Genomic DNA, 23,320 nt, shown 5'->3' with positions numbered 1-23,320 from the left:
ACGCAAGGGCCATCCGCCGTCGAGTCCGACGGTGGAGTGCGTCTTTTGTGCAGCAATGCGGTTAAAATATATGTTCTTTCATCCGACAAAATGGACAAAAAATCCATTGGTGGTGAATTGCCTGGAAACTTCTCATCAGAATAAGGAATCATGGAATAGCGGGGCATACCAAGCTTGGATCAATCGGTTCGGAAATCCTTCTGAAGCCGCAATGAAAATAAAGCACGACCCAGCAAAAAGAATCGGTAAAGCCCTTGACTATATAGGAGATGTCAAAGATAAAAAAATCGCGAATCTGCTTGGGTCGAACGGGAATAAGGCTGTCGCTTTAGCGCTATTGGGCGCAAACGTCACTGTAGTCGATTATTCTGCTGAGAACGAAAAGTATGCATTAGAGCTAGCCGATGCTGCTGACGTTCATATACATTATGTCGTGTCCGACGTACTTCAGCTGCAAGCTGAAATGTTGACGGGCAACTTCGATATTGTATATATGGAACATGGGATCCTTCACTACTTTATGAATTTAAACAGTTTGTTCCATGTGGTTAACACTCTTCTTCGCCTAGGCGGGGTGCTTGTTCTACAAGATTTCCACCCAGTAACAACAAAGCTAATATCATCACGAGGCACAACAGCCAATATCCGAAAGCATAAGGTAACAGGCGATTACTTTGATGCTTCGATAGAGGAAAAAGAAATTTCCTTTTCAAAATTTGCGAACGATCGAAATGATAATGTGCAGAAAGTCCTTTTACGTAATTGGACCCTCGGAGAGATCATTACGTCCATAGCAAGCAACAGGCTATATATAAGGGTTCTTGAAGAAATGCCTAACCAATCTTCAGATGTCTTCGATAAAGGCATCCCCAAAACATTTACCATCCTTGCAGAAAAGTTGTGATGTGATCTTAAATCGGCCGCAGCGCCGGTTGCGCAATAACAGGGAGTAGATCGCCGCGCGATAGCTACTCCCTGTGCTCGTTAAAGTACTGGCCGCAGTTACGTCTAAAGGTCTTACTTTGTGAGACGCTTTGCGAACGTTATGTCATTTGCATAAAAATGGTCTCGATTGCTCCCCAGGGTGCTTCTTTCTCATCTATCTTCACGAAACCATATTTTTCGTACAAGTTAATATGGTCACTGACAAGGTATACTTTCTCAAAACCCAGTTCCTTCGCGTATGCCAAGGCTGATAAAATCAACTTTTCGCTTAATCGATTGCCTCTGTACTGCTCTCCCACAAACACGAACCCGATATAGGGAGTATAGGCAATATCAGGTATGCAGTCGGTTTTTGCTAAAGTGCAGTAACCAGCAATGTGATCATCATCAAGTGCTACAAAAACTCTTTCCCAGTCTGAAAAATGGCATTCATTCATTTGTTTCGCTAAAGTTGCTCCTGCTTTCCATGAACAATTCTGCGCATACTCAGCAACGACTTGCCACAACTTATCGCTATAAAAAAGCGATTCTATTTGCATAGTTACTCCCTTTCTTAAAAATAACCATCCGTTAGATGGCCCCTTGTTATCTTTATTTTATAAATAGCTCTCCATTATCAAAACAAGTGATCTACTCTCCTCCCATTCTATTCATAACTTAACAATACAACACTCGCAATGAACGAACATGGTGAAAAATGATTATAATTACATTACTATGGAGCTGCCGTGGATCGGCCGTTACGTTAACGGGCAGGTTATCGTAACATACTGGTTATTATATGCGTCTATATTTATGGAATTATTTGTAACTATGGGGAGGAGATCTGATGAAGCAAGGAACGTATGTCGCGTTAGTAATAATGTCTGTTATGTTAACAATTGTTGGGTGCAGTGGCACAAGTCCTTTTGGAGAAAATATAAAGAGTACGAATGAAGTTTTAGTGAAGAGTGAACAGTTCGAGAAGAAAATAACCGATGTAGGTGAAATATCCAGATTAGTGGATCTATTGAACAAAAGCAAAACAATCGATCCTCCGGAAAAAGCAAAGGGTATAAAACCTGAAATCGCAAAAGAAACAGTATTGCTACACTTTCCAAAAGCAGAGTTTTTCTATATTGGAGATGGCTATTTGTATTACGGAAATAATGGACAATACTATTCAGTTTCAAAGGATATTGAGAAGTATACTACTGAGCAGAAATAATCGTTGGTTACGATACGGGGCGATTCTATACGAAGTGTGACAGTTATTTGTTGTACTAACGGGTAGTTTAATTTGGCAGTGTGTGATTACTTGAATACAGAGATTATAGATGCCTATTCCAGTGCCTCATTGTGACAGTGCTAATATCCTCAATTGATGGATATGTAAGGGAATATTATTATTGCGACCACCAACCAAGTTAGTCAATATACCAGCATAGAAAAAAATCAATGCCCGATTTTCGGCGGAACTATTTTTCGGAAACGTTATAATCATAATTGTGTTCCGTAAGGGCCTCATTAAAATTCAAAACTGTATTAAAGAGGAGGAGCAGAATGATACCGGCTGACAAGAAACTCGTGTATTACCAGGCGCTTATCGATAAAAAGTCCGAGTATGAAGGCATTTTCTATGTCGGAGTTAAGACAACCGGCGTGTTTTGCCGACCTACGTGTCCGGCAAGAAAACCTAAATTTGAAAACTGTGAATTTTATGAGACAGCCAAGGAAGCTCTTCTGGCATCATTCCGACCCTGCCAGCGCTGCCGTCCGCTGTCTCATCCGGGCCATGTTCCGGAGCTTGTTCGTAAGCTAGTCAACGCGGTGGAAGAAAACCCGGAACACCGCTGGACGGAAGAAGACTTCCGAAAATTATCCGTGGATGCTTCAACTGCGCGCCGCCAGTTCAAGAAGAGGTACGGAATGACTTTTGTTGAATATGCGAGAGCTCGGCGAATGGGAATAGCCTTGAAGCATATCCGAGCAGGCAGCGCGGTCATCGAAGCACAGTTGTCCGCAGGTTATGAATCCGGCAGCGGCTTCAGGGATGCGTTTTCGCGCATTATGGGTGCAGCACCTGCTGGGCTGGGCAACCAACAGATTTTAAAGGCATCGTGGTTGGATACGCGTCTTGGCCCGATGATTGCAATCGCTGATGAACAAGCGCTATATTTACTCGAATTTATAGACCGCAGAGGATTGGAGCGAGAGATCGAACGTCTAAGAAGGAAGACAAAATCCGCGGTCATTCCGGGCAGCACACCGCCGACCGATTCGATTGAAAGGGAGCTCAGGGATTATTTCGAAGGCAAGTTAACAGCATTCAAAACGCCAGTGAAACTACTTGGATCGCCTTTTCAGAAGAAGGTGTGGGAACAATTACGGAAAATTCCACCAGGTCAGACGACTTCGTATGGCGACATTGCCTCCGCGATTGAAAAACCAAGTGCTTATCGCGCCGTAGCCCAAGCTAATGGAGCCAACCAGGTGGCGATTGTGATTCCATGTCACCGTGTTATCAACTCGAACGGCGACTTGGGCGGTTATGGAGGAGGTATATCTCGAAAACAATGGCTGCTTGACCATGAGAAGAATGGGAGAGTGGAGGAGAAAATATGATGATGAAAATCAAGTAGTCGGGCAAATAGTCCATTTTATTAGTGGTTACGCTTGTGTCATTTATTACTAACCTAGACGCTACGATTGTGGTTAACGGTCTGCCTCCGCTCATGGAGGACTTGCATCTTTCGATTGGAACGGGGATGTGGACGATCACCTCGTTCTACATTACGAGTATAGTATTCCTCCTTCCTTCCGGCCGATGGTCCGATATGTTCGGTACCAAACGCATTTTTCTATGGGGGTTCGCTTTGTTCACGATTGCTACTGCTTTCTTGCATCTTGCAGGCTCTGCTATCTGGCCGCTGGAGTGTGTAAATGCAAGAAGGGGGTACCGCCACCGGTACGCCCCTTCTTGACCTATCGGAACTGGGATGAAAAAAGGTTTAATCCCAATACTTCACGGAACCGGATCCGCTAAAGCTTTCGTACACGTAAAATTCTGCCTTCTTGTTGTCGCCGTCGACATAGTTGCTGATCCCCCGATAGATCAGCGTGTCACCAGGGTACAGTAAGTACTCATAGCCGGTTACGACTTCGTCCGCATTGCTACCCGGATCGTATTCCCGCAGCTGGTACCAGGCGCCGCCGCTCGGACCGCTTACAACCTGGAACTTAAAATCGCCGCCGCCGGAGTGAACGTAGTTGGTCGGGTTTTGCGAGGAAACCGTCGAGCGTTGACCGAGGTAATCCCACTCGCCGGCTCCCATCGGGGTGACGACATTCTCGTTGGCGCGAATAATCGTGACGTTGGGGGCGGCGCCAGCCTTTTTACCCACTGCTCTGGATTCCACTGCGGGTCCGTCGGCGAACGCCGTGGAGACGGGAACCGCCACTGCAAGCGTCAGAACGGCCAGCGACGTGCGCAACCATTTAGCCTTCGATTTGTTCCGATACTTCACAAACATCAACCATCCATCCTCTCAATTGATTCTTTTTATAAGCCAAAGGCAATGAAGCTACCAATTTATTACACAGTTTTGGTTACGTCGAATCAGAGACTATCATATTGCTTCACGGAGGCATGTTCAGTTCTACAATGTGGTACCCCAACATTTCAGATTTGAGTAAAAATAATCGAGTTTATGCTATCGATATAGACCTGGGACATACAATGTCATGGAAAATCCAAACTCACTAATAAACTCATCTTGGATTTTTTCAACGGATTGGCAGCCCTTTCCCGCTAACGAACAGGATATTAACAATTGGAAACGAATTTTACTGGACTTACCAGCGCGTCATGACGACCGATCGTTATTTGGCAGGATGGCTATCCTTATTTTGTTTGGACAAGCTGCGAAATTGGTTGGCAGTAATCCCTTTTATTTCACGGAATACGCGAGCAAATGTACGAAACGATTCAAACCCAACTTCCATAGCAATATCAGTTATGCTGATATTTGTGTGTTGCAGCATATTGTCAGCCGTTTCAATTCGCAGGTTATGGATATATTTTACAAAGGTTTGGCCGGTATACTTTTTAAAAGACAAACCGATATAAGAGACACTGAGTTCGAACCGTTGTGCCAGTTCTTCCAGGCTGAGCGGTTTCCGATAGTGGAGATGGACATACCGCAGAACTGGCCAGAACAGCTGTGTGCGTGCTGCTGGCTTTCTGCCTGCGATTAGTGGGTTATGATAGGATTGCTGGCGGCTCGCACTGCGGATGTAGATCAGAATCGCCTCTGTAAGCTTGGTGCGAATCAGATGGCGGAGGATGGGAGAATCGGATTCGCTGGAAATTTCTAATAAGAACTCGAAAATTTGTTTCATTTTCTCTTTCTCAGAGCCTTCGAAGTCCAAGAAGGAAGGTAAATCGGTACCGATGGAGTCAAGCAATCTGGAAAACTCACTGTCTTCCTGATGTCCGAATAGCAATTGAATGTCAAACAGACAGCAGTATTTGGAAACTTGCTGACCAGGTGCGCCTGAGATGGAGTGCATGTGATTGGGCAAGAGGAAAGAGACCGTACCCTGCCGCAGCAGATGACGGACACCATTGATGGTTTCGAAGCCGCTTCCATCGGTGAAGTACGATATTTCCGCATAGTCGTGATAATGCAGCTCGGTCCGCGAAATTTTAGTATTATAGATGCCGAAACGTTCTTGCGTTTCTCGGAATCTCGGAATATCGTCGATGTCTCCCTGATACTCCAGATAAAATGTGTTATCCATGAGGATCATCCTTATTCGTAAATATCACAACATGCACTTACTTCATTAAACATCACATACATCAGACTGTAAACATGATTCCCATTAAAACGGAAAATGGCAGCTGATATCAAATTTTCGTCATGTGCTGCTGGTTTTAATGTTTTAGCATAGAGGCAGGAGTAGGATGGAATGATCATGTTGTCCGGAAAACATCCAAAAATATAAGAAGGAATGATCGGGATGAAACAAGAAGGAACTAAAACAAACAGTGAACGTATCGGGTACTGGCCGTTGCGCGAGGACTGTCATGATGCCTCGAAGCATCAGCAGCACGGGCAAGCGGTAGCCGTACAATTCAAGGACGGAGCTGTTTTCGACGGGGAGCAATCCGCCATTGTGCTGCCAGATTCGGAGTTGACAAATGGCGCCCATCCCTTCACCCTCTCCATGGAATTCGAAATTAATGATGAGAAGGGATCGATTCCCGGAGGAATATGCAGCCGGTATACGGAGGAGCAGATGGCTGGCTGGCATTTGTCCGTGCTGACGCAAGCAGGGGTAACTTCCACTCAACCGAACTGGCGGAACTTGCAGTTTGGCTGGAGTTTGCGCGAATCAGCAGACCAGTGGCAGGATCGCGGCACCCCGGGCAACAGCCGTCTGATTTGTACCTTATGCGTGTATGATGGATGGCTGTATGCTGGAGTGTTCGATGATGCGCGCGACAACAAAGGCAGGGTATACAAACTAGGCGAGAATGACGAGTGGATAGACTGCGGCAATCCGGATGATAGTAATTCGGTCTGGTCGTTAATCGAGTATAAAGGCAAGTTGTATGCGAGTACGATGCGCTACAAAGCGTGCGGATCTTCTTTGCCGGAGTCGCCCAATATGGAGCCGGGCGGCAGAATCTACCGATATGAGGGTGATCAGACGTGGTCGTTGTTCGCTGAAGTTCCCGGTTCAGATAGTGTTTCTTCGATGGTGGTCTATCAGGGCAAACTGATCGCGATGTCATTTTATACTCCGGGAGTGTATGCCTATGATGAAAATGGGGTATGTGAGGATTTGTGTCCGCCAGGGCCGGAAGGAAAGACGCGGACCATGACTTTGGCGCCTTACCGGGAACGATTGTATATCGGTTGCAACGAGCTCCAAGGCGTTTATAGCCGCACATTTGATGAAAACTGGGTGTATGAAGGAAAAGCAGAAAAATGCGATCAAGTTTATTGTTTTGCGGTGTACCATAACCATCTGTTGATGGGTGTCTGGCCGGAAGCGCGCATGCTGCGCTATGAGGGAGACAAACAATGGAGCAATTATGGGTTGATGGGATCTGAGCTGGAAGTGATGGGGATCTCTATGTTCAACGGTAAGCTGTACGGCGGTACATTGCCAGGTGGTCATGTATACCGCTATGCCGGCGATGGCGCGTGGACGCTGTCTGGCGTCCTTGAACCGGAGAATCCGGACATTCGCTACCGTCGGGTATGGTCGATGGCCGTATATGGCGGCGAACTGTATGCGGGTACATTGCCAGGCGGCAAAGTTTGGAGCTTGCGAAATGATCCGCTTGTGACACTGGATCGTTCTGTGACAGACGGGTGGCATCGTACCGTGATCACTTATGATCTGGAGCGCATCTCTCTGTACCTGGATGGAGTACTTGTATCTTCCGCGCCGATTGACCCGGCGAAACTCAATGATTTGGGCAGTACGCCGCTTGTGCTGGGCAAAGGGCCGCAATCTCATTTTTCCGGCAAAATTCGTGAAGTTGAGTTGTTTGATGCCGCCATATCCGAGCAAGAAGTAGCAGACCTGTACCGCCAATAATAACGATATGTACGTGCTATTCGATGCTACGATCACTTAACTAAACATTCCTAGTCCTAAGAAATGGACTTTGTCAAAAAAGAAGCGCCTCAGTATGATGGGTTTGTCGACGGGTATGATACCCGACACCATCAAGGAGGCGCTCTTATTATGAAGTATTCATGAAATTTAAGAAAAAATTTTATAAATACCCGACTTTTTATTAAACAGTTTTCCTTATCCTTATTGAAATGAAACTAATGAATCGCATTGTGGTGCCAGGACTGTTTGCCTTGTATATGTTTACCTTATTTAGAATCATTTTATTTAAGTTCGGATCGATTGATATGGACTTTCTGTGGTATCGACTGCAGAAAAATCTAGAGAAACCTGAGTATAGTGTGCACCGGATGCTGTATGGTAATTTTATTCCGTTTAAAACAATTTTTCTGTATTTTCATGGAAAGTATGCAGGCATTAAACAATTGTAAGGCTTTCGTTTTAAGTCATTGACCTGACGGGTACGAGAGCTTCATGAGAAGGCTGCCAGCATGGCAGCCTATTGAGCTATTGGGCGGTTTAGCGCAATCACGAAGGCTAAATAACCATGGGTCAATCTGCTTTATTTCATTTAGCTGAGGGCTGAACAGAAGATGAATGACGCCAAAAGCGCAGCGAAGGAGTAGGGTCCTTATGAAAATCTTAATAATTTCTCATGCGAGAAATCATAAATATAGTTACCGAATTAAGTAAAATAGTAGGTTGTTGAGTTCTGTCTGGAAGGAGCTGAAAATCATGTGCGCTAAAGTTCTCGTTGTTGACGATGAACATGAAATAGGGGATTTAATAGAAGTGTATCTGCGAAATGAAAATTATGAAGTGATTAAATTTTACTCGGCAAAGGAAGCTCTTTCCTGCATTGAAACGACGGAGCTTGATCTTGCAATTCTGGACATTATGCTGCCGGACATCAATGGTTTTACGCTTTGCCAGAAAATACGGGAACAGCATACCTATCCCATCATTATGCTGACGGCCAAAGATGAAGAGACGGATAAAATTATGGGGCTAACCTTGGGTGCCGACGACTACATCACAAAACCGTTCCGTCCGCTTGAGATGGTAGCGCGTGTTAAAGCACAGTTGCGGCGCTATAAAAAATACAACACGACGCAGTCTGCACCTGTCACTGAGCCTGTAATCGTCCATTCGGGATTGGTTATGGATGTAAACAAGCATGAGTGCCTACTGAATGAAAAACCTCTTGAACTGACACCCACCGAGTTTTCCATACTCCGCATTTTACTGGAGCGAAAGGGCGGCGTGGTGAGTGCCGAGGAACTATTTCATGAGATTTGGAAGGACGAGTATTACAGCAAAAGCAACAATACGATCACCGTTCATATCCGTCACTTGCGTGAAAAAATGGGCGACACTGTAGAAAACCCAAAGTATATCAAAACAGTTTGGGGGGTCGGCTATAAAATTGAAAAGCAATAAGAAGGGCAATTATGCGAGGCTGAAGCGAAAAGCTTTTTTCCAGATGCTACTGATTACTGTCACTGCTGCTGGTACCGTCCTTTTGTTGCGGGTTATTTTGCGTGGACAGATTGGAGATCGCATCGTTCTATTTCTGATTAATACTTTTTATCTGGACAATTCCGATGCACAAATAATCTATCATTATGTATTTCGCAATAACTTAAATATCATTCTGCTTTTTTTGACGCTGTTTTTTTTAGTCATTCTTTCTCGGTTCTCTATCTTCTGGTTCACAAAATATTTTGATGAAGTCAGCTCAGGCATGGATCGGCTCGTGGAAGATTCAGAGGATAGAATATCCCTCTCCCCGGAGATGGATTTCATGGAAAATCGTCTGAATACCATAAAGGACAAGTTGAAAAGACAGAAAAAGGCTGCTCAGGAAGCGGAGCAACGCAAAAATGATTTGGTCGTTTATTTGGCCCACGACATCAGGACGCCGCTTACATCTGTAATAGGTTACTTGAGTTTATTGGACGAGGCTCCCGATATGCCCATGGAGCAGAGAGCTAAATATACTCACATTACACTCGACAAAGCATATCGCTTGGAGAAACAAATCAACGAATTTTTTGAAATTACCCGGTACAATTTGCAGCAAATCAAGCTGGAAAAGGAAACGATAGACCTTTACTACATGCTTGTGCAAATGACAGACGAGTTTTATCCGATCCTATCCGAAAAAGGGAATACCACTGTACTTCACGCAGACGAAAATTTGACCGTGTACGGCGACCCGGTGAAACTGGCGCGGGTATTCAATAATATTCTGAAAAACGCGGCCGCATATAGCTACCCAACCACGGAAATCGTTATTTCCGCAGAGGAAATAAAGGGTTATATAAAGATCGTGTTTCAAAATCAAGGCCATACAATTCCACCGGACAAGCTGGCCGCTATTTTCGAGAAGTTTTATCGCTTGGATGAAGCGCGCACTTCCGACACTGGCGGTTCCGGGTTAGGGTTGTCCATCGCAAAAGAAATCGTCACCCTGCACGGTGGAGCCATTATGGCCCAAAGCAAAGATAACACAGTTACCTTTACGGTATCTTTACCTGTTAAACATTAGGAAAACATCAATCTAATGTTAGGATTTTCTTAGGATTTAAACAACCTAATATTAAAATACGGCCTATCCGCTTTTGATAACATGGTTTTATCAAAGCAGACAGGCTTTTATTTTGCAGAAAGAAAGGATGTTGTTATGCCAAGAAAACGTGTTCCACGACGAATCAGAAAATGAACTCGGCAGTGGTATATAAAAATCTCTGTGAGATCGGATATAAATTGCCCGATCACATCTAGGTCATAAAAAAGGAGATTGACACCATGGAGAAAACAGGGATCACGATATACGGATGTGAAAAGGACGAAGAGGATATGTTCAGGAGGTATTCACCACATTATGGTGTTGAACCGACGATCATTAAGTCAGCGGTATCAGCGGAAAACGCCGCGTTGGCATCAGGCAATTGCTGTATAAGCGTTACCCATAAAACGGAAATAGCGCTTTCCACTCTTCGCGCCCTCAAAGAAAACGGCGTCGCTTACATATCCACAAGAAGCATAGGCTGCAACCACATTGACATTGAAGCGGCTGAAAAGCTTGGCATTACTATTGGTAATGTAGCTTATTCGCCGGCCAGCGTAGCAGATTTTACTTTGATGTTGATACTCATGTCTATACGAAATGCAAAGTCGGTTTTATGCAGGGCAGACGTCCATGATTACAATCTTTGTGCTGTACCGGGACGGGAACTGTGCGACATGACGGTAGGGATATTGGGGACAGGCCGCATTGGTCAGGCGGTTATTGATCGGCTAAAAGGCTTTGGATGCCGCATACTGGCTTACGACTCTAAGGCCGAATATGCTACTCTGGGCGAACTGCTGCAGCAAAGTGATATCCTGACGCTTCATATGCCGCTCAATGCTGATACTTACCATATAATTGACCGGAAGCGAATCCATAGCATGAAACACGGGGCATTAGTTATTAACACCGCACGCGGATCTCTTATTGACACAGAGGCGCTGGTCCGGGCTCTGGAAATTGGGAGGCTGGGGGGCGCCGCATTGGACGTCGTTGAAGGCGAAGAAGGTATATTCTATCACGACTGTACAAACAAGCCGATCCATAATCAACTTCTGCTGCGACTGCAAAAATTGCCGAATGCGATTATTACGCCGCATACCGCTTTTTACACAGAACACGCGCTGCAAGATATCGTGGAGAACACGATTCAGAATTGCTTGGAATTCGAAAGGGGAAAAAGATAAATGAACAAGCTCAAGATTGCCGTTTTATTCGGAGGCTGTTCAGAAGAACATGCTGTCTCAATAAAATCCGCGCAGGAGATCGCCAGAAACCTTGACCCAGAGAAATTTGATCCGCTTTACATCGGGATAACCAAAGCCGGTGGATGGAAGCTCTGCGATTATCCTGATGCGAATTGGGAAAGCGGAAATTGCATTCCCGCCATTTTGTCGCCGGACAGAAATGTCCATGGGTTGATTGTGTTGGAGCAGGGAGAATATAAGATCATCCGTCTGGATATTGTGTTTCCTGTTCTGCATGGAAAAATGGGGGAGGATGGCGCAATGCAGGGACTGTTGGAGCTTTCCGGCATTCCCTATGTAGGCTGCGATATCCAGAGCTCCGCGCTGTGCATGGACAAGTCTTTGGCTTATGTGATCGTAAGAAACGCAGGAATCGCTACGCCCGATTTTTTGACATTCGACAAAGGTGACATGCCGGACGCGGAGCAATTGGTTTATCCTGTCTTCGTTAAACCAGCCCGTTCCGGATCGTCTTTTGGTGTCAGTAAGGTATGCAATATGGACGATTTGCCGGAAGCCATCGAAAGCGCAAGGCAATATGATACAAAAATTATGATAGAGCAAATGATTTCCGGCAGCGAGGTAGGCTGCGCAGTGCTCGGAACCGGTAACGACTTGTTTGTTGGTGAAGTGGATCAAGTCCAGTTATCGCATGGCTTCTTCCGAATCCATCAGGAAAAAAATCCGGAGACCGGTTCTGAAAACTCTACGATCAAGGTTCCAGCCGATATTTCAGATCAGGATAAGAAACGGGTACAAGAAACAGCGAAGCTGGTTTATCGGGCTTTGGGCTGCAATGGGCTTGCTCGTGTGGATATGTTTCTACAGGAAGACGGGCAAGTCGTGCTCAATGAAGTCAACACTATGCCTGGTTGCACCACATACAGCCGCTATCCAAGAATGATGGCCGCCGCCGGTTTAACGCTTGCCGATGTGATTGAACGCGTGGTTGCATTAGCGATGGAGGGATAAGAATATGGAAAACGGATTTGTGTTCCTTGATGAAGTTCTCCCCGGAATTCGTTGGGATGGTAAGTATGCCACATGGGATAATTTCACCGGAAAACCGGTCGATGGTTATGAAGTCAATCGCATTGTCGGCACCAATATATTGGCTGCCTCGCTGCTTGTGGCACAGGAGCAGGCGGCTGACCTTGGGTATGGCTTGCTGCTCTGGGACGGTTATCGTCCGCAACGCGCTGTGGATCGTTTTCTACAATGGTCTGAAGAGCCTGAAGATGGGCGTACAAAATCAAAGCATTATCCAAATATCAACCGTTCCGAAATGATTCAGAAGGGTTACGTAGCGACTCAATCGAGTCATAGCCGTGGTAGTGCAATTGATCTGACTCTTTATCGAGCAGATACTGGCGATCTTGTTCCGATGGGCGGTGATTATGATCTGATGGATGTCATCTCTCATCACGGAGCAAAGGGAATCACTAAAGCTGAAACTAAAAACCGCCGGTTATTGCGTTCTATCATGGAGTCCAGCGGTTTTAACTCCTATGATTGTGAATGGTGGCATTATACATTGAAAAACGAGCCATATCCCAGTACCTATTTTGATTTTCCTATATCACTGGACAGTGAAAAGTTTTTGTCGAAACTGGATCCGCGTCACTATGCATCGATGAAAAAATCGGCGTCGCATCGTACGAATACGCATACAATTCATTCGGCATATCGAGATAATTTGCATCTCTGACGATGGCCGCCAGCTATTGTTTCACCCCATCTTGGAGCACTTGAACCCCTCCCGCAGCCTAAATATTGCAGGTCATCTGACGAATTTTAGTGCTAATGTACGATAAATCGTGATGGAGGGGATTCCTATTAATTTACAGAAGAAGAATTACGAAATCATTACGGACGAGCTCCAGCGCATTATAGAAGCGGGACTGATCAAGCCGGGGGAGAAGATCGACACAATCGACCAGCTGGCGGCACAGTACCGTGTGGGACGCTCGACGGTGCGCGAGGCGCTCAGCCATCTGAAGGCGCTCGGTCTGGTCGAATCCCGGCAGGGCGGAGGCACGTACGTCAAGCAGCCCGGACTTGAGCCGTTGGCCGTGCTGGAATCACTGCAGAATTCGAACGCCGATCTGTCGCAGGTGCTCCAGGTGCGTAAGATTCTCGATGTCGGAGCGGCCGAGCTGGCAGCCAAGCACCGGACCGCCGAAGACGTCGAAGAGCTGGGCAAAATCATCGGGCAAATGCGCGACGCCGTCGGCAACGAAGAAATCAGCCAGATTTACGATACGAACTTTCATCTCGCCATCGCCAAAGCGTCTGGCAACGCGATTCTGGAAACGATGATGACGCACATTTCCACGGCGATGTTCCGCACCATCAAGGACAGCCGCAAGCTATGGCTCTACAGCGGGAAGGAAACGGCCGGCAAGCTGTTCGGGGAGCACAAGAAGTTGTTCGAAGCGATCCGCGATAGAGATCCGAAGCTGGCCGCAGCGACGATGGCGAAGCATCTGTCTCAGGTCGAGAACGCATTGCAGTCGGTAAAATGAAGCTTAATATATCCCGTTATTCGAGGTGACATGGCATGAGAACCATCATCTTTACCGGAGGAGGTTCGGCGGGACACGTCACACCGAACATCGCGCTGATGAACAAGCTTCAGCAATTAGGCTGGGAAGTCTGCTACATCGGTTCAGCCACCGGTATCGAGAAAGACATTATCGAGCGCGAAGGCGTTCCTTTTTATCCGATTTCCTCCGGGAAATTGCGCAGATATTTCGATCTCAAAAATTTCAAAGATCCTTTCAGAATCATTAAGGGCGTTTACGAGTCTTATAGATTACTACGTCGTTTGAAGCCCGCCATCGTTTTTTCGAAAGGAGGGTTCGTTTCCGTCCCGGTCGTTCTTGGAAGCCGGATGAACAAGATCCCGGTCATAATCCATGAGTCAGATATGACGCCGGGACTTGCCAACAAAATTTCGATTCCTTTTGCAACGAAGGTTTGTGTCACGTTTCCGGAAACGATGCAGCAGGTGCAGGATCAAAAAGCGATTTTAACGGGACTTCCGATTCGTGAGGGAATTTTAAACGGGAAAGCTTCAAAAGGCTATCACCTCTGTGATTTTCATTCCCAGAAGCCTGTTATTCTGATCATGGGCGGCAGTCTTGGCTCTCAAGTTATTAACCAGGCAGTCAGGGATAATCTGGACAGGTTGCTTGCGCAATTCCAAATTGTACATATTTGCGGAAACGGAAATGTCTACCAGGGTCTCTCTGGTAAGAGAGGGTACAAACAATTCGAATATATTTCTGACGAGCTTCCGGATGTCATGGCGATGTCGGAATTGGCGATTTCCCGGGCGGGAGCCACTTCGATTTATGAATTTCTCTTATTGGAAAAGCCGATGCTTCTCATTCCACTCTCGCTGCAGGTGAGCAGAGGCGATCAAATTTTAAATGCCAAATCGTTCCAAAAGGCCGGCTACGCCGATGTGCTTCCGGAAGAAGAGCTAACCTCCGAATCCCTCGCCGAACGTGTTGAAATGCTCTATGCGAACCGTGAAGTCTACAAAGAAGCCATGTCCTCCCGGAATGAAACGAATGCGGTAGAAACGATTGTCAAGCTGATTGAAACGTATTGCTAGTTTTGTTGTGCGGGCAGAAATGTTCAATAATGAGGGGCTCTCAGTTTTCATTTAATTATCAGACAATTTATATTTGTTTGAGGAAACAAAAAATATGCTTCCTGCCAACTTCAAAAAGGAGTTCGAATGGCTCAAGCGTTAGCGTAGGTGGTGGGAGTAGGGAGTATGTCACCTATTGGGCAGTTTTTCGCAACAAGTTGTCTGCAAAGAAAATTCTGATTTCCACTTGAACCTTACGTAACGTTATGATTTATAGTAAACGTAACGGCAGGATAAAACACGGGCCAACTGCCAAAATATCGAGCAAAATAAACTCGAAATCGGAGGAGAAACGGATATGAGAAAACTCGTATTGTTCATGCATGTGTCTCTGGACGGGTATGCGTCGGATTCGAACGGAGGACTGGATTGGATTCCGTACAACGAGGAATTCGAGAAATACGCCGAGGAGGTTGTAGCCGAAGTCGGCTCTCCCGTTTACGGACGCACGACGTATCGGATGATGGAGAGCTACTGGCCCACGGTGTTGGACAATCCGAATGCATCGAGGCACGATATGGAGCATGCCAAATGGCTGCAGGATGTTAAGAAGATCGTCATTTCCGGCACGATGGACAAGGCAGAATGGAACAATACGATGCTGATCAAGGACAATATCGCAGAGGAAATCAAGGCGCTCAAGGAACAGCCTGGCAAAAATCTCGTTATCTTCGGCAGCCCGGGGGCGGCGAAGACGCTGCTTGAGCTCGGCCTGATCGATGAATTCCTGCTGACGATTTGTCCAGTCGTCCTGGGTGGCGGAAAATCGGTATTCGACGGCGGCGAGAAAATCAGGCTCAAGCTGCTAGCCAGCCGAACGCTCAAGATGGGCGTTATCGCGGCCCGCTATGAGTTGGAGAAATAGCGCGCCTTACAATCCGAACGGCATATCGCGATCATGATGGCCTGCGCGGGTGTCCCAAAACAAAAGCTCAAACACCACATGACGGCAGCCGGCCTCAGTCGGCTGCCGTGGTCATTGAAGTAACGGGCAGATTAGCTCAATGAAGCGACCTTTCTGAGGTCGCTTTTGCTATTGAAGGAGAGTAGGACAGAAGCAAGCGATCGAGTTTACAAGCGATGGGCTGCCCTAAACTCAGACGGCGTCGTCTGCAGCTTTTTGACAAACAGCCGGCTGATGTACGAGCCGTTGCGGTATCCGCATTTTTCTGCAATGTCTTCCAGGTTCAGGGTCGTTTCCTGCAGCAGTTTGCAGGCTCGTTCCAGACGCAAGGTCGTCAAATAATCATGTGCGGTCATTTTAAAGGCAGCCGTAAAGCGCCGGGAAAATTGCACGGGTGTCAATCCGTAGGCAGAAGCGACCCTGTGCAGGTTCAGCTCTTCGAAAGCGTGTTGACGAATGGTCAGCGCTGCTTGATCCATGAGCGGGTCAGTAGTGGGCCTGTCGAGACGAAGAGGGACAAGATGGCGCTCCGCCATAAACATAAACAGCAAATCGTCAACCATGTGCTCGACCCATCGAAGGACTGGCTTCTGGACGCTGGCGTGCGGGAACGAGCGCAAGTAGCCGAAGACGGATTGCAGGCGGTTCGTACGCGCCAGCGGCAGATGGCAAGGCAGCAAATGCCGTTCGGCCAGCGCCGCAGATACCACTTCTCCCGTATCGCGGTGAACCCAATCGAAATGAAAATAATGAAACGACAGCGGCATCCTGATGCGGCGCTGAAACGACGTCTCCGGCGGACACAACACCAGATCTCCGGCGGAACCGATCCCCTGCTCGTCCCCAATGCGATAGGAGAATTCCCCTTCCTCCACGGCAAACATGCACCATTTCGGATAGGAGGTGCTTTCGATTTCAAAAGCCGTTTTGCGGTTCCAGTAAATGTATGCGTACATCTGGGCGCGCACCTGCCATAATTCGACCATTATTGTCACCTGCCTAGTGAAAGAATGTCTACACTCTATTATATGTTTGTGCATGTTCATGTAAAGCTTTCGGATTTACACTTGAAACATCGTATATGATTCAATTCAAATGGGAGGGAACGCAATGACTCAACAAATGGCGCGCGGCAGCAGGAGAAGACAGACATTAATCGCGATTTCAGCGGCAGCTGTTTTGCTGTCGGCAGGATGCGGCTCGGCGGCGGACCTCGGTGAAGGCGCAGGAGCGAAAAAACCTTCAAACGAACTGAAACCGATTACAATTAGTGCCGCACTGGACAACACGAACATTGATGCTTTTACCGAGCAAACGATCAAAGACGCACTGAAGGCAAAATATCCGCATATTACTTTAGACTTGATCCGTCCGGGCAAGGGCACGACATTGGCTGAGCTGATTACGGCGGGAATGACACCTGACATCATTTTTACTTTTAACGGAAACCTGGCTCAATACCGGACAAAGCAGCTGGAGTTTGACCATCGGGAACTGGCAAAAACGCAAAATTTCGATCTAAACCGGTTTGACGAGACGATGATTCGGGACACTCGGGTCAGCTCTCCCGGAGACGAGTTGTACGGCATTCCGATCAGCCGCAGCTTCCATGCGCTGTATTACAACAAAGATTTGTTCGACAAATTCGGAAGCGCTTACCCGAAAGAAGGGATGCTGTGGAGCGATGTGGTGGAGCTGGCCAAAAAGGTCACGCGTCTGGAAGGCGGCGTGCAGTATCGGGGCATCGATCCGGGGGCGGGCATTATCTGGATTTCCCAGCCGTTGTCGGCCGCAGCCGTAGACTACAAGACCGAGAAAGCTTCCGTCCGCACGGATCAGTGGAAGCAAGTGTTTGAGCTGGTGAAATCGATGTACAAGGTTCCCGGAAATATGATTCAGCCGGGTCATACGCCGAACAACGACTTTATGCAGGAAAAGAATCTGGCGATGTTGGCGAGCATGAATTTGTTTGCTGCATTGGAAACGCCGACAAAGGAAGGTCTGAACTGGGATGTGACGCAGTATCCGAGCTATCCGGAGCGGAGAAACATATTTGCCAACGCCAGTGTACAAGTCATGGCGATTACGCCGTCGAGCAAAAACAAGGAGGATGCGCTGCGCGTGATTGAGGTAGCGGTATCCGATGAGGTACAGAGGAGGCTGTCTGCCGACGGTCAAATCACGTCATTGAAAAGCGATGCGGTTAAGGCGGCTTTCGGCAGCAGCAAGCCGTACCTGAAAGACAAAAATATTCAAAGCATTTTCAAAAGCTCCCCGGTCCCCTATCCGATCGCTTCGCAGTACCGCAGCAAGGCGGAGGATATCGTGAACAAGAAGTTCGCCTCGTTCCGCGATGACCAGCTCGATGTGAATACCGCCTTGTTGCAAGCGGAGGAAGAAATCAACAAGATGATCGAGACGGAGCGGCTCAAATAAAGTAGAAGGGATGGATGCGGGATGTACGGGATTTACGATAAGGATCGGGGCAATGAACAAACACACAAAAGCCAGTCACTCCATTCTTGGCGAATGGAAACTGGCTTTCGATTACCGCGAACTTGATGACTACTCTCAAAGAAGCCGTTCTCTACAGTCGTATATGGGGCGGAAAGTGGAATGTCCCATTTACGACAAATACCTTTGAACCTTTCGTGAACCTTCTTTTTATTGTTTGTTTCCCACCACTGACAAGGAGCTCAATAGTTGCTTTGTTTGCAGTTGAAAGGTAAACTACATGCCCATCCTTCACTCTTTTCCTTATCCAATTTTTATCAAAGGTCGCCAACAAAATCCGATTAGATACGGTGTGATTGTGAACTACTGCCATAGCGTACCTCCTTCTGATATTTGTAATCATAATACGTTGGACGACGTGGGGATGAAGGGGACAAGTGTTGATGTTAAATGAAATTTATTAAGGATTTGCTCGATTGGAAATAAGAGAAGAGTTAACTGAACTAAAGGATACGATAGCTCGATTGTTACCTGACGGCAGCCGGCCAAAATGTTCGGCTGCCGTCGTTGCGCTAACGGGCAGATTTGCTTAATTAGTGGAAAAGAAACTTGTGGTAAAATAGGTAGCATGTATGGGAAATATCATAACTTATAGGGGGTCGAGGATATGAATAATGAAATCGCCATAAGAAAAATAATGAAACACGAATTGCCGCAGCTATTGGAACTATATAAGCACCTAAATAAAGATGACCCTGAGTTGACGTTAGAAAATGTACAAACATTATGGGAAGAAATATATTACAACAAAAGAACTCATTACATAGTGGCTGACAATGACGGTCAATTAGTAGCATCGTGTGTGTTAACCATTGTTCCTAATTTAACAAGAGGGGCACGTCCATACGGGCTAATCGAAAACGTTGTTACACATAGTGATTTTAGAAGGCGTGGATTAGGGACAAAAATCTTAGGAGCTGCTTTAAGAACTGCATGGGAACAAAATTGTTATAAGGTGATGTTGTTAACTGGCTCGAAAAAAGAAGAAACACTTTCCTTCTATGAAAAGGCTGGGTTCAAAAGAGACATTAAAACTGGATTTATTGCTACACCATTGAACTAACGGAGACGATAGTACAGAAACGGTTGCTGAAGCAATCGTTTTTTCTCAACTAAATCGCCATCATTTTTACTTAAAAAATGGTTTTTGATAAAAAAAGATAATGAGTCAAAGGTTAATTTTGCTATGATTATTCCATAGAATTCCACCATCGGATGATTTGGCCGACATAAAAAGGGGGTCTGCTATGCAAACAACGGAGATTGTCCAGCGAGGGATTGATTATATTGAGGATCACCTTCATGAATCTCTTTTACTGGACCAGATAGCCGCGGCAGCGTCGATGTCTGTGCCCAATCTGTACCGTATGTTTTATGCCATGACAGGTCACCCGGTCAAAGAATATATACGCAAAAGAAGAACAAGCGAGGCAGCAATCGCACTGCGTCAAACTTATCTTCCCATGATTGAAATCGGCTTCAACTTCGGTTTTGACACGTACCAGACCTTCATCAAAACCTTCAAGAGAAACACCGGCTTGACCCCGGGACAGTACCGACGATCCGATTTGATTTATAGCTTTGAACGCATCGATCTCTATGAACGTGTCCCTTATCTTGAAGAACGGGAGGTTTCCGAACGATACCCGGGAATACAAGTTATTCGGCTTGCCCCACTTAAAGGCATAGGCTATCTGCATACGGCCGAACGGGAGCATGGACTGGAAGATGAGGCAATTGTAAGGTTTTTAGCTCTTTTAACAGACAGCCAAATCGACTCTACCCAATTCAGATTATTCGGATGGAATGTGGATTTTGATAATGAGTCGCATCTGTTTGGATACCAGCTGGTCGCAGTTAGCGAGGGAGAGCACTTTGTAGAGCACACGAATTTGAAGCCAATGGAACTGCAAGGCGGTCTGTATGCGGTTACCCGTACGCCCGTAGGGGATGGCTCCGTCATCGTTGCTGCCTGGAATCGTCTACTATCGGAATGGCTGCCGCGGAGTACATTCTCTCTTGGGGAGCACGGTTTACTGGAAGAGTACCAAAGGTACAACGGACAAATCACGCGTTTAAAGCTTTACCTTCCCGTAAAGCGGGGTCAAGATACGGAAACCATTGAGATCGTGAAGCAGCCATTCATTGAGGTAACCGCCTTTCGAGCCGAAGGAACGGATTGTGTATTACAGGCCGATGAGGCCTCGGCGGATTTTATAATCCGCAACGGTTTTGTAGACGACAGCCGGCTTCAAGTATTCATGAGCTGCAGCTTTCCGCCGTGCGAAATGAACACGTATGAAATTTATATTAAAACGCCGGATGGTTGTGTCCCCTCGCCTAAGGATGTACACCGAACGGCCCGGCTGGAAGGTGGATTGTATGCATGCTTGTCGACCGTTTCCTACGGCTTTATGACAGGCATACTTGAGCGAATCTACCAATGGCTCGGATCGTCAGCAGATTATGAGCCGGATGAAAATCGGATTTGGTACGCCCAATATATACCATTTACATCCTCAGACGGCGATGCCCGCATGAAGCAACAGGTGGCCGTAAAGTGTTATGTACCGGTCATTTTGAGAACATCAATTTAGGAGGATTTGAGAATGAGCCAATTGCCTAAAGGTAAAGAAACGCCGGATGCATACCGGCCGGTTATTGTTCCAAAAGCGGTAAAAATGATTAGTTCAGGAAAATATGATGAAAAAAATGAACAAGAAATGATCGATCCGGTTAAGCCCTTGAGTTCAAAACCCGGCAAATCCATTGCGCATACAACTTATGAGACTATATATTCCAGTGATTTGCAGCGATCCGCAAAGTGGTACTATAAGGCATTTGGATTTTACATCACAAATATTAATCCGACTTTTGCCGTCGTTGAGATGTCGCCAGGAAGAATTATAAGCATACACATGGGGATAAAACAACCAGTAAAGATAGGTTTTGTCACAAATAATATGAAAGCCTTAAAACGTCAACTTATAAAAGCCAATGTCAAAATCGTTGCTGAAGAAGAAGAAAATCTGCTGATTGTGAAGGATCCGGATGGAAATCAGATCGTGATCAGGAAAGACGGTTATGGTATGGAGCATGTACAAGTTTCTGTACCTAGCCGGCCATTCAGCGGGTTGACCCGGACTCGATTAGAAACGAGAAATGAAATGCATTGTATCGCAAAAAGAATTGAAGATGATCTTGAGTTTGATCGTGCATCAGAAGAGATCATTTCTCAATGTAAACGTGAAGGTATCGCTACTATAAGTGAAGCATTTATCGTATCTGAATGCCGGCATTTAGCAGAATCACGACCTGGAAAAGCTCGTCCGACAAAAGTGGAAAACATCTTTGCATGCGTTTCCATCACCGACACATCCGACATTAAGCTGCCTGAAGGCATGGAATACCTTAAAATCCCTCCTCATGATTACACTGTTTTTCCAATAATTTATTCTCGTATTGACTTCCTTCGAAATCAAACTTTTGAATGGCGGACGGATTTTATGGGCTGGTCTTTTACACGACCGGAGGGTAATTACTATATATTAGAACACTATAAAGACGATTTCATCTACATTTCTATTCCTTATTACTGGAATAAAGGATGGGACGAGCAAAAGAGAAAAAGAGAAGAACAACTGAAAAACGAAAAAAGCGAGGTGGTCAAAAGTGAGTAAACCGTATGTGGAGTTCTCTTATTGCTATTTATATGCGAGTGATCTTCAAGCCTCCATAAAATGGTTTCAGAGGATATGCGGATTTCTGGTTTTGGATGTTACGCCTGAGTATGCCGTGTTGGAAACGACACCCGGACAAATTCTATATTTAAGTAGAGATCCCGATTCATCCAGAGATTTTATCATGCTTGCCACTGAAGATAACATTCAGATTCTAAAAAAATACTTGATCGGCAATAAAATTGCTTTAGAAGAAGATTTTCCTCACTGGCTCGTATTCCGGGATCAAGATCACAATAAAATTGGAGTTTGGGCTGCAACAATAAACTTGACTGTGGATTATCAAATTTCAGATAAAGTGGTGCACGATACGATCCGGTATTATTTGGAATCCAAAGAAGAATTACATTTCGTAATTCGATCCATTGCGGATCATAGTGAATATGAAATTACGTCCGAAGCACTCATACAAGAATGCAAGAAAATTGGAATCGTTCCACAAGGGGACGCTGTAAGTTTAACCAGGTTCTCGAATCAAGTCGATGCGATTTATATCGGGGTTCCACTCCTTAGTAAACCAAGTCAAAATTTGCCTGATGAATCGGAACATATCGTCATTCCAGCGCAAGAGTATACAGTTTACCCGATACATAAATCTGTATTAAAAGACCAAAGAACGACACAGCTTGCCACACGGGTGCAGAATGGCAAGGAAACATTAAGGAGACCGGAACAATTCTATATTCTTGAGCAAAATGTCGACGAGGACAACATTGAAGCCTTTATTCCATATGTGTGGAGTAATTAAATAACCGATATTGAAGGGGTTAAAGTCGGATAAATAGACCATCACGGGGTATATCGTGAGTTTTATTTGTGGGATTTAGAGGGCAATCAAATTCGCATCCATGGATTTGTAAAAGAAAAAAAGCAAACGATGTAAAGTAAGATTTATTCTAACGGGTAACGATAATGGAGTATCACAAGGAGCAGACCGTCGCGGCAGCTGCTCTTTTTTTTCATTGAGCTATCGGGCAGCATTCCTGTAATGAAGAAATTCGCGGTTTGAACAAGAAAAAGGCCTCTGGTAACATGAAATTGTCCTGAGCTGGCCAGCAAAAAAGGACAAATACTCGTGTTCCAGGAGGCTACAATGAA

At 45.9% G+C, this 23,320-nt stretch carries 22 protein-coding genes and 2 pseudogenes; 19 read left to right on the top strand and 5 right to left on the bottom strand.

All coding sequences use genetic code 11. The features are described from left to right. Nucleotides 1-121: 121 nt before the first annotated feature. Complete coding sequence (locus FE783_RS35825; RefSeq protein ID WP_138884210.1) at nucleotides 122-904, top strand: class I SAM-dependent methyltransferase; 783 nt, start codon at nucleotides 122-124, stop codon at nucleotides 902-904. A 139-nt stretch (nucleotides 905-1,043) separates the two neighbouring features. Here FE783_RS35825 and FE783_RS35820 read toward each other — a convergent pair whose 3' ends face one another. Then, on the bottom strand, nucleotides 1,044-1,484 hold the full coding sequence (locus FE783_RS35820; RefSeq protein ID WP_138884206.1) for a GNAT family N-acetyltransferase: 441 nt from the start codon (nucleotides 1,482-1,484) through the stop codon (nucleotides 1,044-1,046). Nucleotides 1,485-1,774: 290 nt separating this feature from the next. Here FE783_RS35820 and FE783_RS35815 point away from each other — a divergent pair, with 290 nt between their 5' ends. The 3 genes from FE783_RS35815 (at nucleotide 1,775) to FE783_RS35805 (ending at nucleotide 3,908) form a co-directional block, all read left to right on the top strand. Then, complete coding sequence (locus tag FE783_RS35815; RefSeq protein ID WP_138884205.1) at nucleotides 1,775-2,152, top strand: hypothetical protein; 378 nt, start codon at nucleotides 1,775-1,777, stop codon at nucleotides 2,150-2,152. Nucleotides 2,153-2,487: 335 nt separating this feature from the next. Then, the gene (locus FE783_RS35810; protein ID WP_138884204.1) at nucleotides 2,488-3,549 is read left to right on the top strand and encodes a bifunctional transcriptional activator/DNA repair enzyme AdaA; all 1,062 of its coding nucleotides are present in this window, start codon (nucleotides 2,488-2,490) and stop codon (nucleotides 3,547-3,549) included. A gap of 41 nt (nucleotides 3,550-3,590) precedes the next feature. Continuing rightward, entirely contained in the window at nucleotides 3,591-3,908 is a 318-nt protein-coding gene (locus tag FE783_RS35805) for an MFS transporter (protein ID WP_338015942.1), read from the top strand. A gap of 27 nt (nucleotides 3,909-3,935) precedes the next feature. On the opposite strand, the gene FE783_RS35800 is transcribed toward FE783_RS35805, so the two are convergent. Next, complete coding sequence (locus tag FE783_RS35800) at nucleotides 3,936-4,457, bottom strand: hypothetical protein (RefSeq protein WP_138884203.1); 522 nt, start codon at nucleotides 4,455-4,457, stop codon at nucleotides 3,936-3,938. 116 nt (nucleotides 4,458-4,573) lie between these two features. Here FE783_RS35800 and FE783_RS39100 point away from each other — a divergent pair. Continuing rightward, nucleotides 4,574-4,648 (top strand): annotated as a pseudogene (locus FE783_RS39100) (hypothetical protein); the annotation flags it as partial. Between the two features lie 158 nt (nucleotides 4,649-4,806). Here FE783_RS39100 and FE783_RS35795 read toward each other — a convergent pair. Continuing rightward, on the bottom strand, nucleotides 4,807-5,727 hold the full coding sequence (locus FE783_RS35795; RefSeq protein WP_158302225.1) for an AraC family transcriptional regulator: 921 nt from the start codon (nucleotides 5,725-5,727) through the stop codon (nucleotides 4,807-4,809). Between the two features lie 222 nt (nucleotides 5,728-5,949). Between FE783_RS35795 and FE783_RS35790 the strand changes: the two genes are divergently transcribed. From FE783_RS35790 to FE783_RS35750, 9 genes and pseudogenes are all read left to right on the top strand, one after another. Continuing rightward, nucleotides 5,950-7,542 carry a LamG-like jellyroll fold domain-containing protein gene (locus tag FE783_RS35790; protein WP_158302224.1) on the top strand — a complete coding sequence of 531 codons (1,593 nt, stop codon included), beginning with the start codon at nucleotides 5,950-5,952 and terminating at the stop codon, nucleotides 7,540-7,542. Between the two features lie 774 nt (nucleotides 7,543-8,316). Then, complete coding sequence (gene vanR, locus FE783_RS35785; RefSeq protein ID WP_138884200.1) at nucleotides 8,317-9,021, top strand: VanR-ABDEGLN family response regulator transcription factor; 705 nt, start codon at nucleotides 8,317-8,319, stop codon at nucleotides 9,019-9,021. Next, a complete protein-coding gene (gene vanS / locus FE783_RS35780; protein ID WP_138884199.1) occupies nucleotides 9,002-10,132 on the top strand; it encodes a vancomycin resistance histidine kinase VanS in 1,131 nt (376 codons plus the stop codon). Before vanR ends, vanS begins: the two co-directional genes overlap by 20 nt. A 260-nt stretch (nucleotides 10,133-10,392) precedes the next feature. Then, nucleotides 10,393-11,343, top strand: coding sequence for a D-isomer specific 2-hydroxyacid dehydrogenase family protein (locus FE783_RS35775; protein ID WP_138884198.1), 951 nt, complete (start codon nucleotides 10,393-10,395; stop codon nucleotides 11,341-11,343). Beyond that, nucleotides 11,344-12,375: a D-alanine--(R)-lactate ligase gene (gene vanA, locus FE783_RS35770; protein WP_138884197.1), complete on the top strand. Its 1,032-nt coding sequence runs from the start codon at nucleotides 11,344-11,346 to the stop codon at nucleotides 12,373-12,375. It begins immediately after the preceding gene. Nucleotides 12,376-12,379: 4 nt separating this feature from the next. Then, nucleotides 12,380-12,982: pseudogene (gene vanX / locus FE783_RS35765) on the top strand (D-Ala-D-Ala dipeptidase VanX); the annotation flags it as partial. Nucleotides 12,983-13,223: 241 nt separating this feature from the next. Then, nucleotides 13,224-13,928: a FadR/GntR family transcriptional regulator gene (locus FE783_RS35760; RefSeq protein WP_138884195.1), complete on the top strand. Its 705-nt coding sequence runs from the start codon at nucleotides 13,224-13,226 to the stop codon at nucleotides 13,926-13,928. A gap of 35 nt (nucleotides 13,929-13,963) precedes the next feature. Further along, complete coding sequence (locus FE783_RS35755; RefSeq protein ID WP_138884194.1) at nucleotides 13,964-15,025, top strand: undecaprenyldiphospho-muramoylpentapeptide beta-N-acetylglucosaminyltransferase; 1,062 nt, start codon at nucleotides 13,964-13,966, stop codon at nucleotides 15,023-15,025. Between the two features lie 337 nt (nucleotides 15,026-15,362). Next, a complete protein-coding gene (locus FE783_RS35750; protein ID WP_138884193.1) occupies nucleotides 15,363-15,929 on the top strand; it encodes a dihydrofolate reductase family protein in 567 nt (188 codons plus the stop codon). A gap of 206 nt (nucleotides 15,930-16,135) precedes the next feature. Here the strand turns inward: FE783_RS35750 and FE783_RS35745 are convergent, their stop codons facing one another. Beyond that, the gene (locus FE783_RS35745; protein ID WP_158302223.1) at nucleotides 16,136-16,954 is read right to left on the bottom strand and encodes a helix-turn-helix domain-containing protein; all 819 of its coding nucleotides are present in this window, start codon (nucleotides 16,952-16,954) and stop codon (nucleotides 16,136-16,138) included. 124 nt (nucleotides 16,955-17,078) lie between these two features. On the opposite strand from FE783_RS35745, the gene FE783_RS35740 reads away from it, so the two are divergent. From FE783_RS35740 to FE783_RS35720, 5 genes are all read left to right on the top strand, one after another. Continuing rightward, nucleotides 17,079-18,404: an ABC transporter substrate-binding protein gene (locus tag FE783_RS35740; protein ID WP_158302222.1), complete on the top strand. Its 1,326-nt coding sequence runs from the start codon at nucleotides 17,079-17,081 to the stop codon at nucleotides 18,402-18,404. A gap of 685 nt (nucleotides 18,405-19,089) precedes the next feature. Beyond that, nucleotides 19,090-19,545: a GNAT family N-acetyltransferase gene (locus FE783_RS35735; protein ID WP_138884190.1), complete on the top strand. Its 456-nt coding sequence runs from the start codon at nucleotides 19,090-19,092 to the stop codon at nucleotides 19,543-19,545. A gap of 184 nt (nucleotides 19,546-19,729) precedes the next feature. Further along, nucleotides 19,730-21,079 carry an AraC family transcriptional regulator gene (locus FE783_RS35730; RefSeq protein ID WP_138884189.1) on the top strand — a complete coding sequence of 450 codons (1,350 nt, stop codon included), beginning with the start codon at nucleotides 19,730-19,732 and terminating at the stop codon, nucleotides 21,077-21,079. A 12-nt stretch (nucleotides 21,080-21,091) separates the two neighbouring features. Next, entirely contained in the window at nucleotides 21,092-22,162 is a 1,071-nt protein-coding gene (locus FE783_RS35725) for a VOC family protein (protein WP_138884188.1), read from the top strand. Continuing rightward, nucleotides 22,155-22,970, top strand: coding sequence for a VOC family protein (locus tag FE783_RS35720; RefSeq protein ID WP_138884187.1), 816 nt, complete (start codon nucleotides 22,155-22,157; stop codon nucleotides 22,968-22,970). Before FE783_RS35725 ends, FE783_RS35720 begins: the two co-directional genes overlap by 8 nt. Before the next feature lie 143 nt (nucleotides 22,971-23,113). Here FE783_RS35720 and FE783_RS38550 read toward each other — a convergent pair. Continuing rightward, nucleotides 23,114-23,320, bottom strand: a 207-nt coding sequence (locus FE783_RS38550) for a hypothetical protein (RefSeq protein ID WP_238403395.1), incomplete at its 5' end; no start/stop codon positions are given.

Origin of the sequence: Paenibacillus mesophilus, assembly GCF_005938385.1 — a bacterium.
In the GTDB taxonomy this organism is placed as follows: Bacteria; Bacillota; Bacilli; order Paenibacillales; family NBRC-103111; genus Paenibacillus_AB; species Paenibacillus_AB mesophilus.
This window is presented reverse-complemented; position numbering and strand designations above follow the sequence as displayed.

Coding starts and splice junctions, on each gene's coding strand:
- FE783_RS35730 (WP_138884189.1), top strand. CDS start 19,730: ATGCAAACAACGGAGATTGTCCAGCGAGGGATTGATTATATTGAGGAT.
- FE783_RS35820 (WP_138884206.1), bottom strand. CDS start 1,484: ATGCAAATAGAATCGCTTTTTTATAGCGATAAGTTGTGGCAAGTCGTT.
- FE783_RS35725 (WP_138884188.1), top strand. CDS start 21,092: ATGAGCCAATTGCCTAAAGGTAAAGAAACGCCGGATGCATACCGGCCG.
- FE783_RS35750 (WP_138884193.1), top strand. CDS start 15,363: ATGAGAAAACTCGTATTGTTCATGCATGTGTCTCTGGACGGGTATGCG.
- FE783_RS35735 (WP_138884190.1), top strand. CDS start 19,090: ATGAATAATGAAATCGCCATAAGAAAAATAATGAAACACGAATTGCCG.
- FE783_RS35760 (WP_138884195.1), top strand. CDS start 13,224: ATGGAGGGGATTCCTATTAATTTACAGAAGAAGAATTACGAAATCATT.
- FE783_RS35740 (WP_158302222.1), top strand. CDS start 17,079: ATGACTCAACAAATGGCGCGCGGCAGCAGGAGAAGACAGACATTAATC.
- vanA (WP_138884197.1), top strand. CDS start 11,344: ATGAACAAGCTCAAGATTGCCGTTTTATTCGGAGGCTGTTCAGAAGAA.
- FE783_RS35800 (WP_138884203.1), bottom strand. CDS start 4,457: ATGTTTGTGAAGTATCGGAACAAATCGAAGGCTAAATGGTTGCGCACG.
- FE783_RS35745 (WP_158302223.1), bottom strand. CDS start 16,954: ATGGTCGAATTATGGCAGGTGCGCGCCCAGATGTACGCATACATTTAC.
- vanR (WP_138884200.1), top strand. CDS start 8,317: ATGTGCGCTAAAGTTCTCGTTGTTGACGATGAACATGAAATAGGGGAT.
- FE783_RS35795 (WP_158302225.1), bottom strand. CDS start 5,727: ATGGATAACACATTTTATCTGGAGTATCAGGGAGACATCGACGATATT.
- FE783_RS35775 (WP_138884198.1), top strand. CDS start 10,393: ATGGAGAAAACAGGGATCACGATATACGGATGTGAAAAGGACGAAGAG.
- FE783_RS35755 (WP_138884194.1), top strand. CDS start 13,964: ATGAGAACCATCATCTTTACCGGAGGAGGTTCGGCGGGACACGTCACA.
- FE783_RS35790 (WP_158302224.1), top strand. CDS start 5,950: ATGAAACAAGAAGGAACTAAAACAAACAGTGAACGTATCGGGTACTGG.
- FE783_RS35810 (WP_138884204.1), top strand. CDS start 2,488: ATGATACCGGCTGACAAGAAACTCGTGTATTACCAGGCGCTTATCGAT.
- FE783_RS35815 (WP_138884205.1), top strand. CDS start 1,775: ATGAAGCAAGGAACGTATGTCGCGTTAGTAATAATGTCTGTTATGTTA.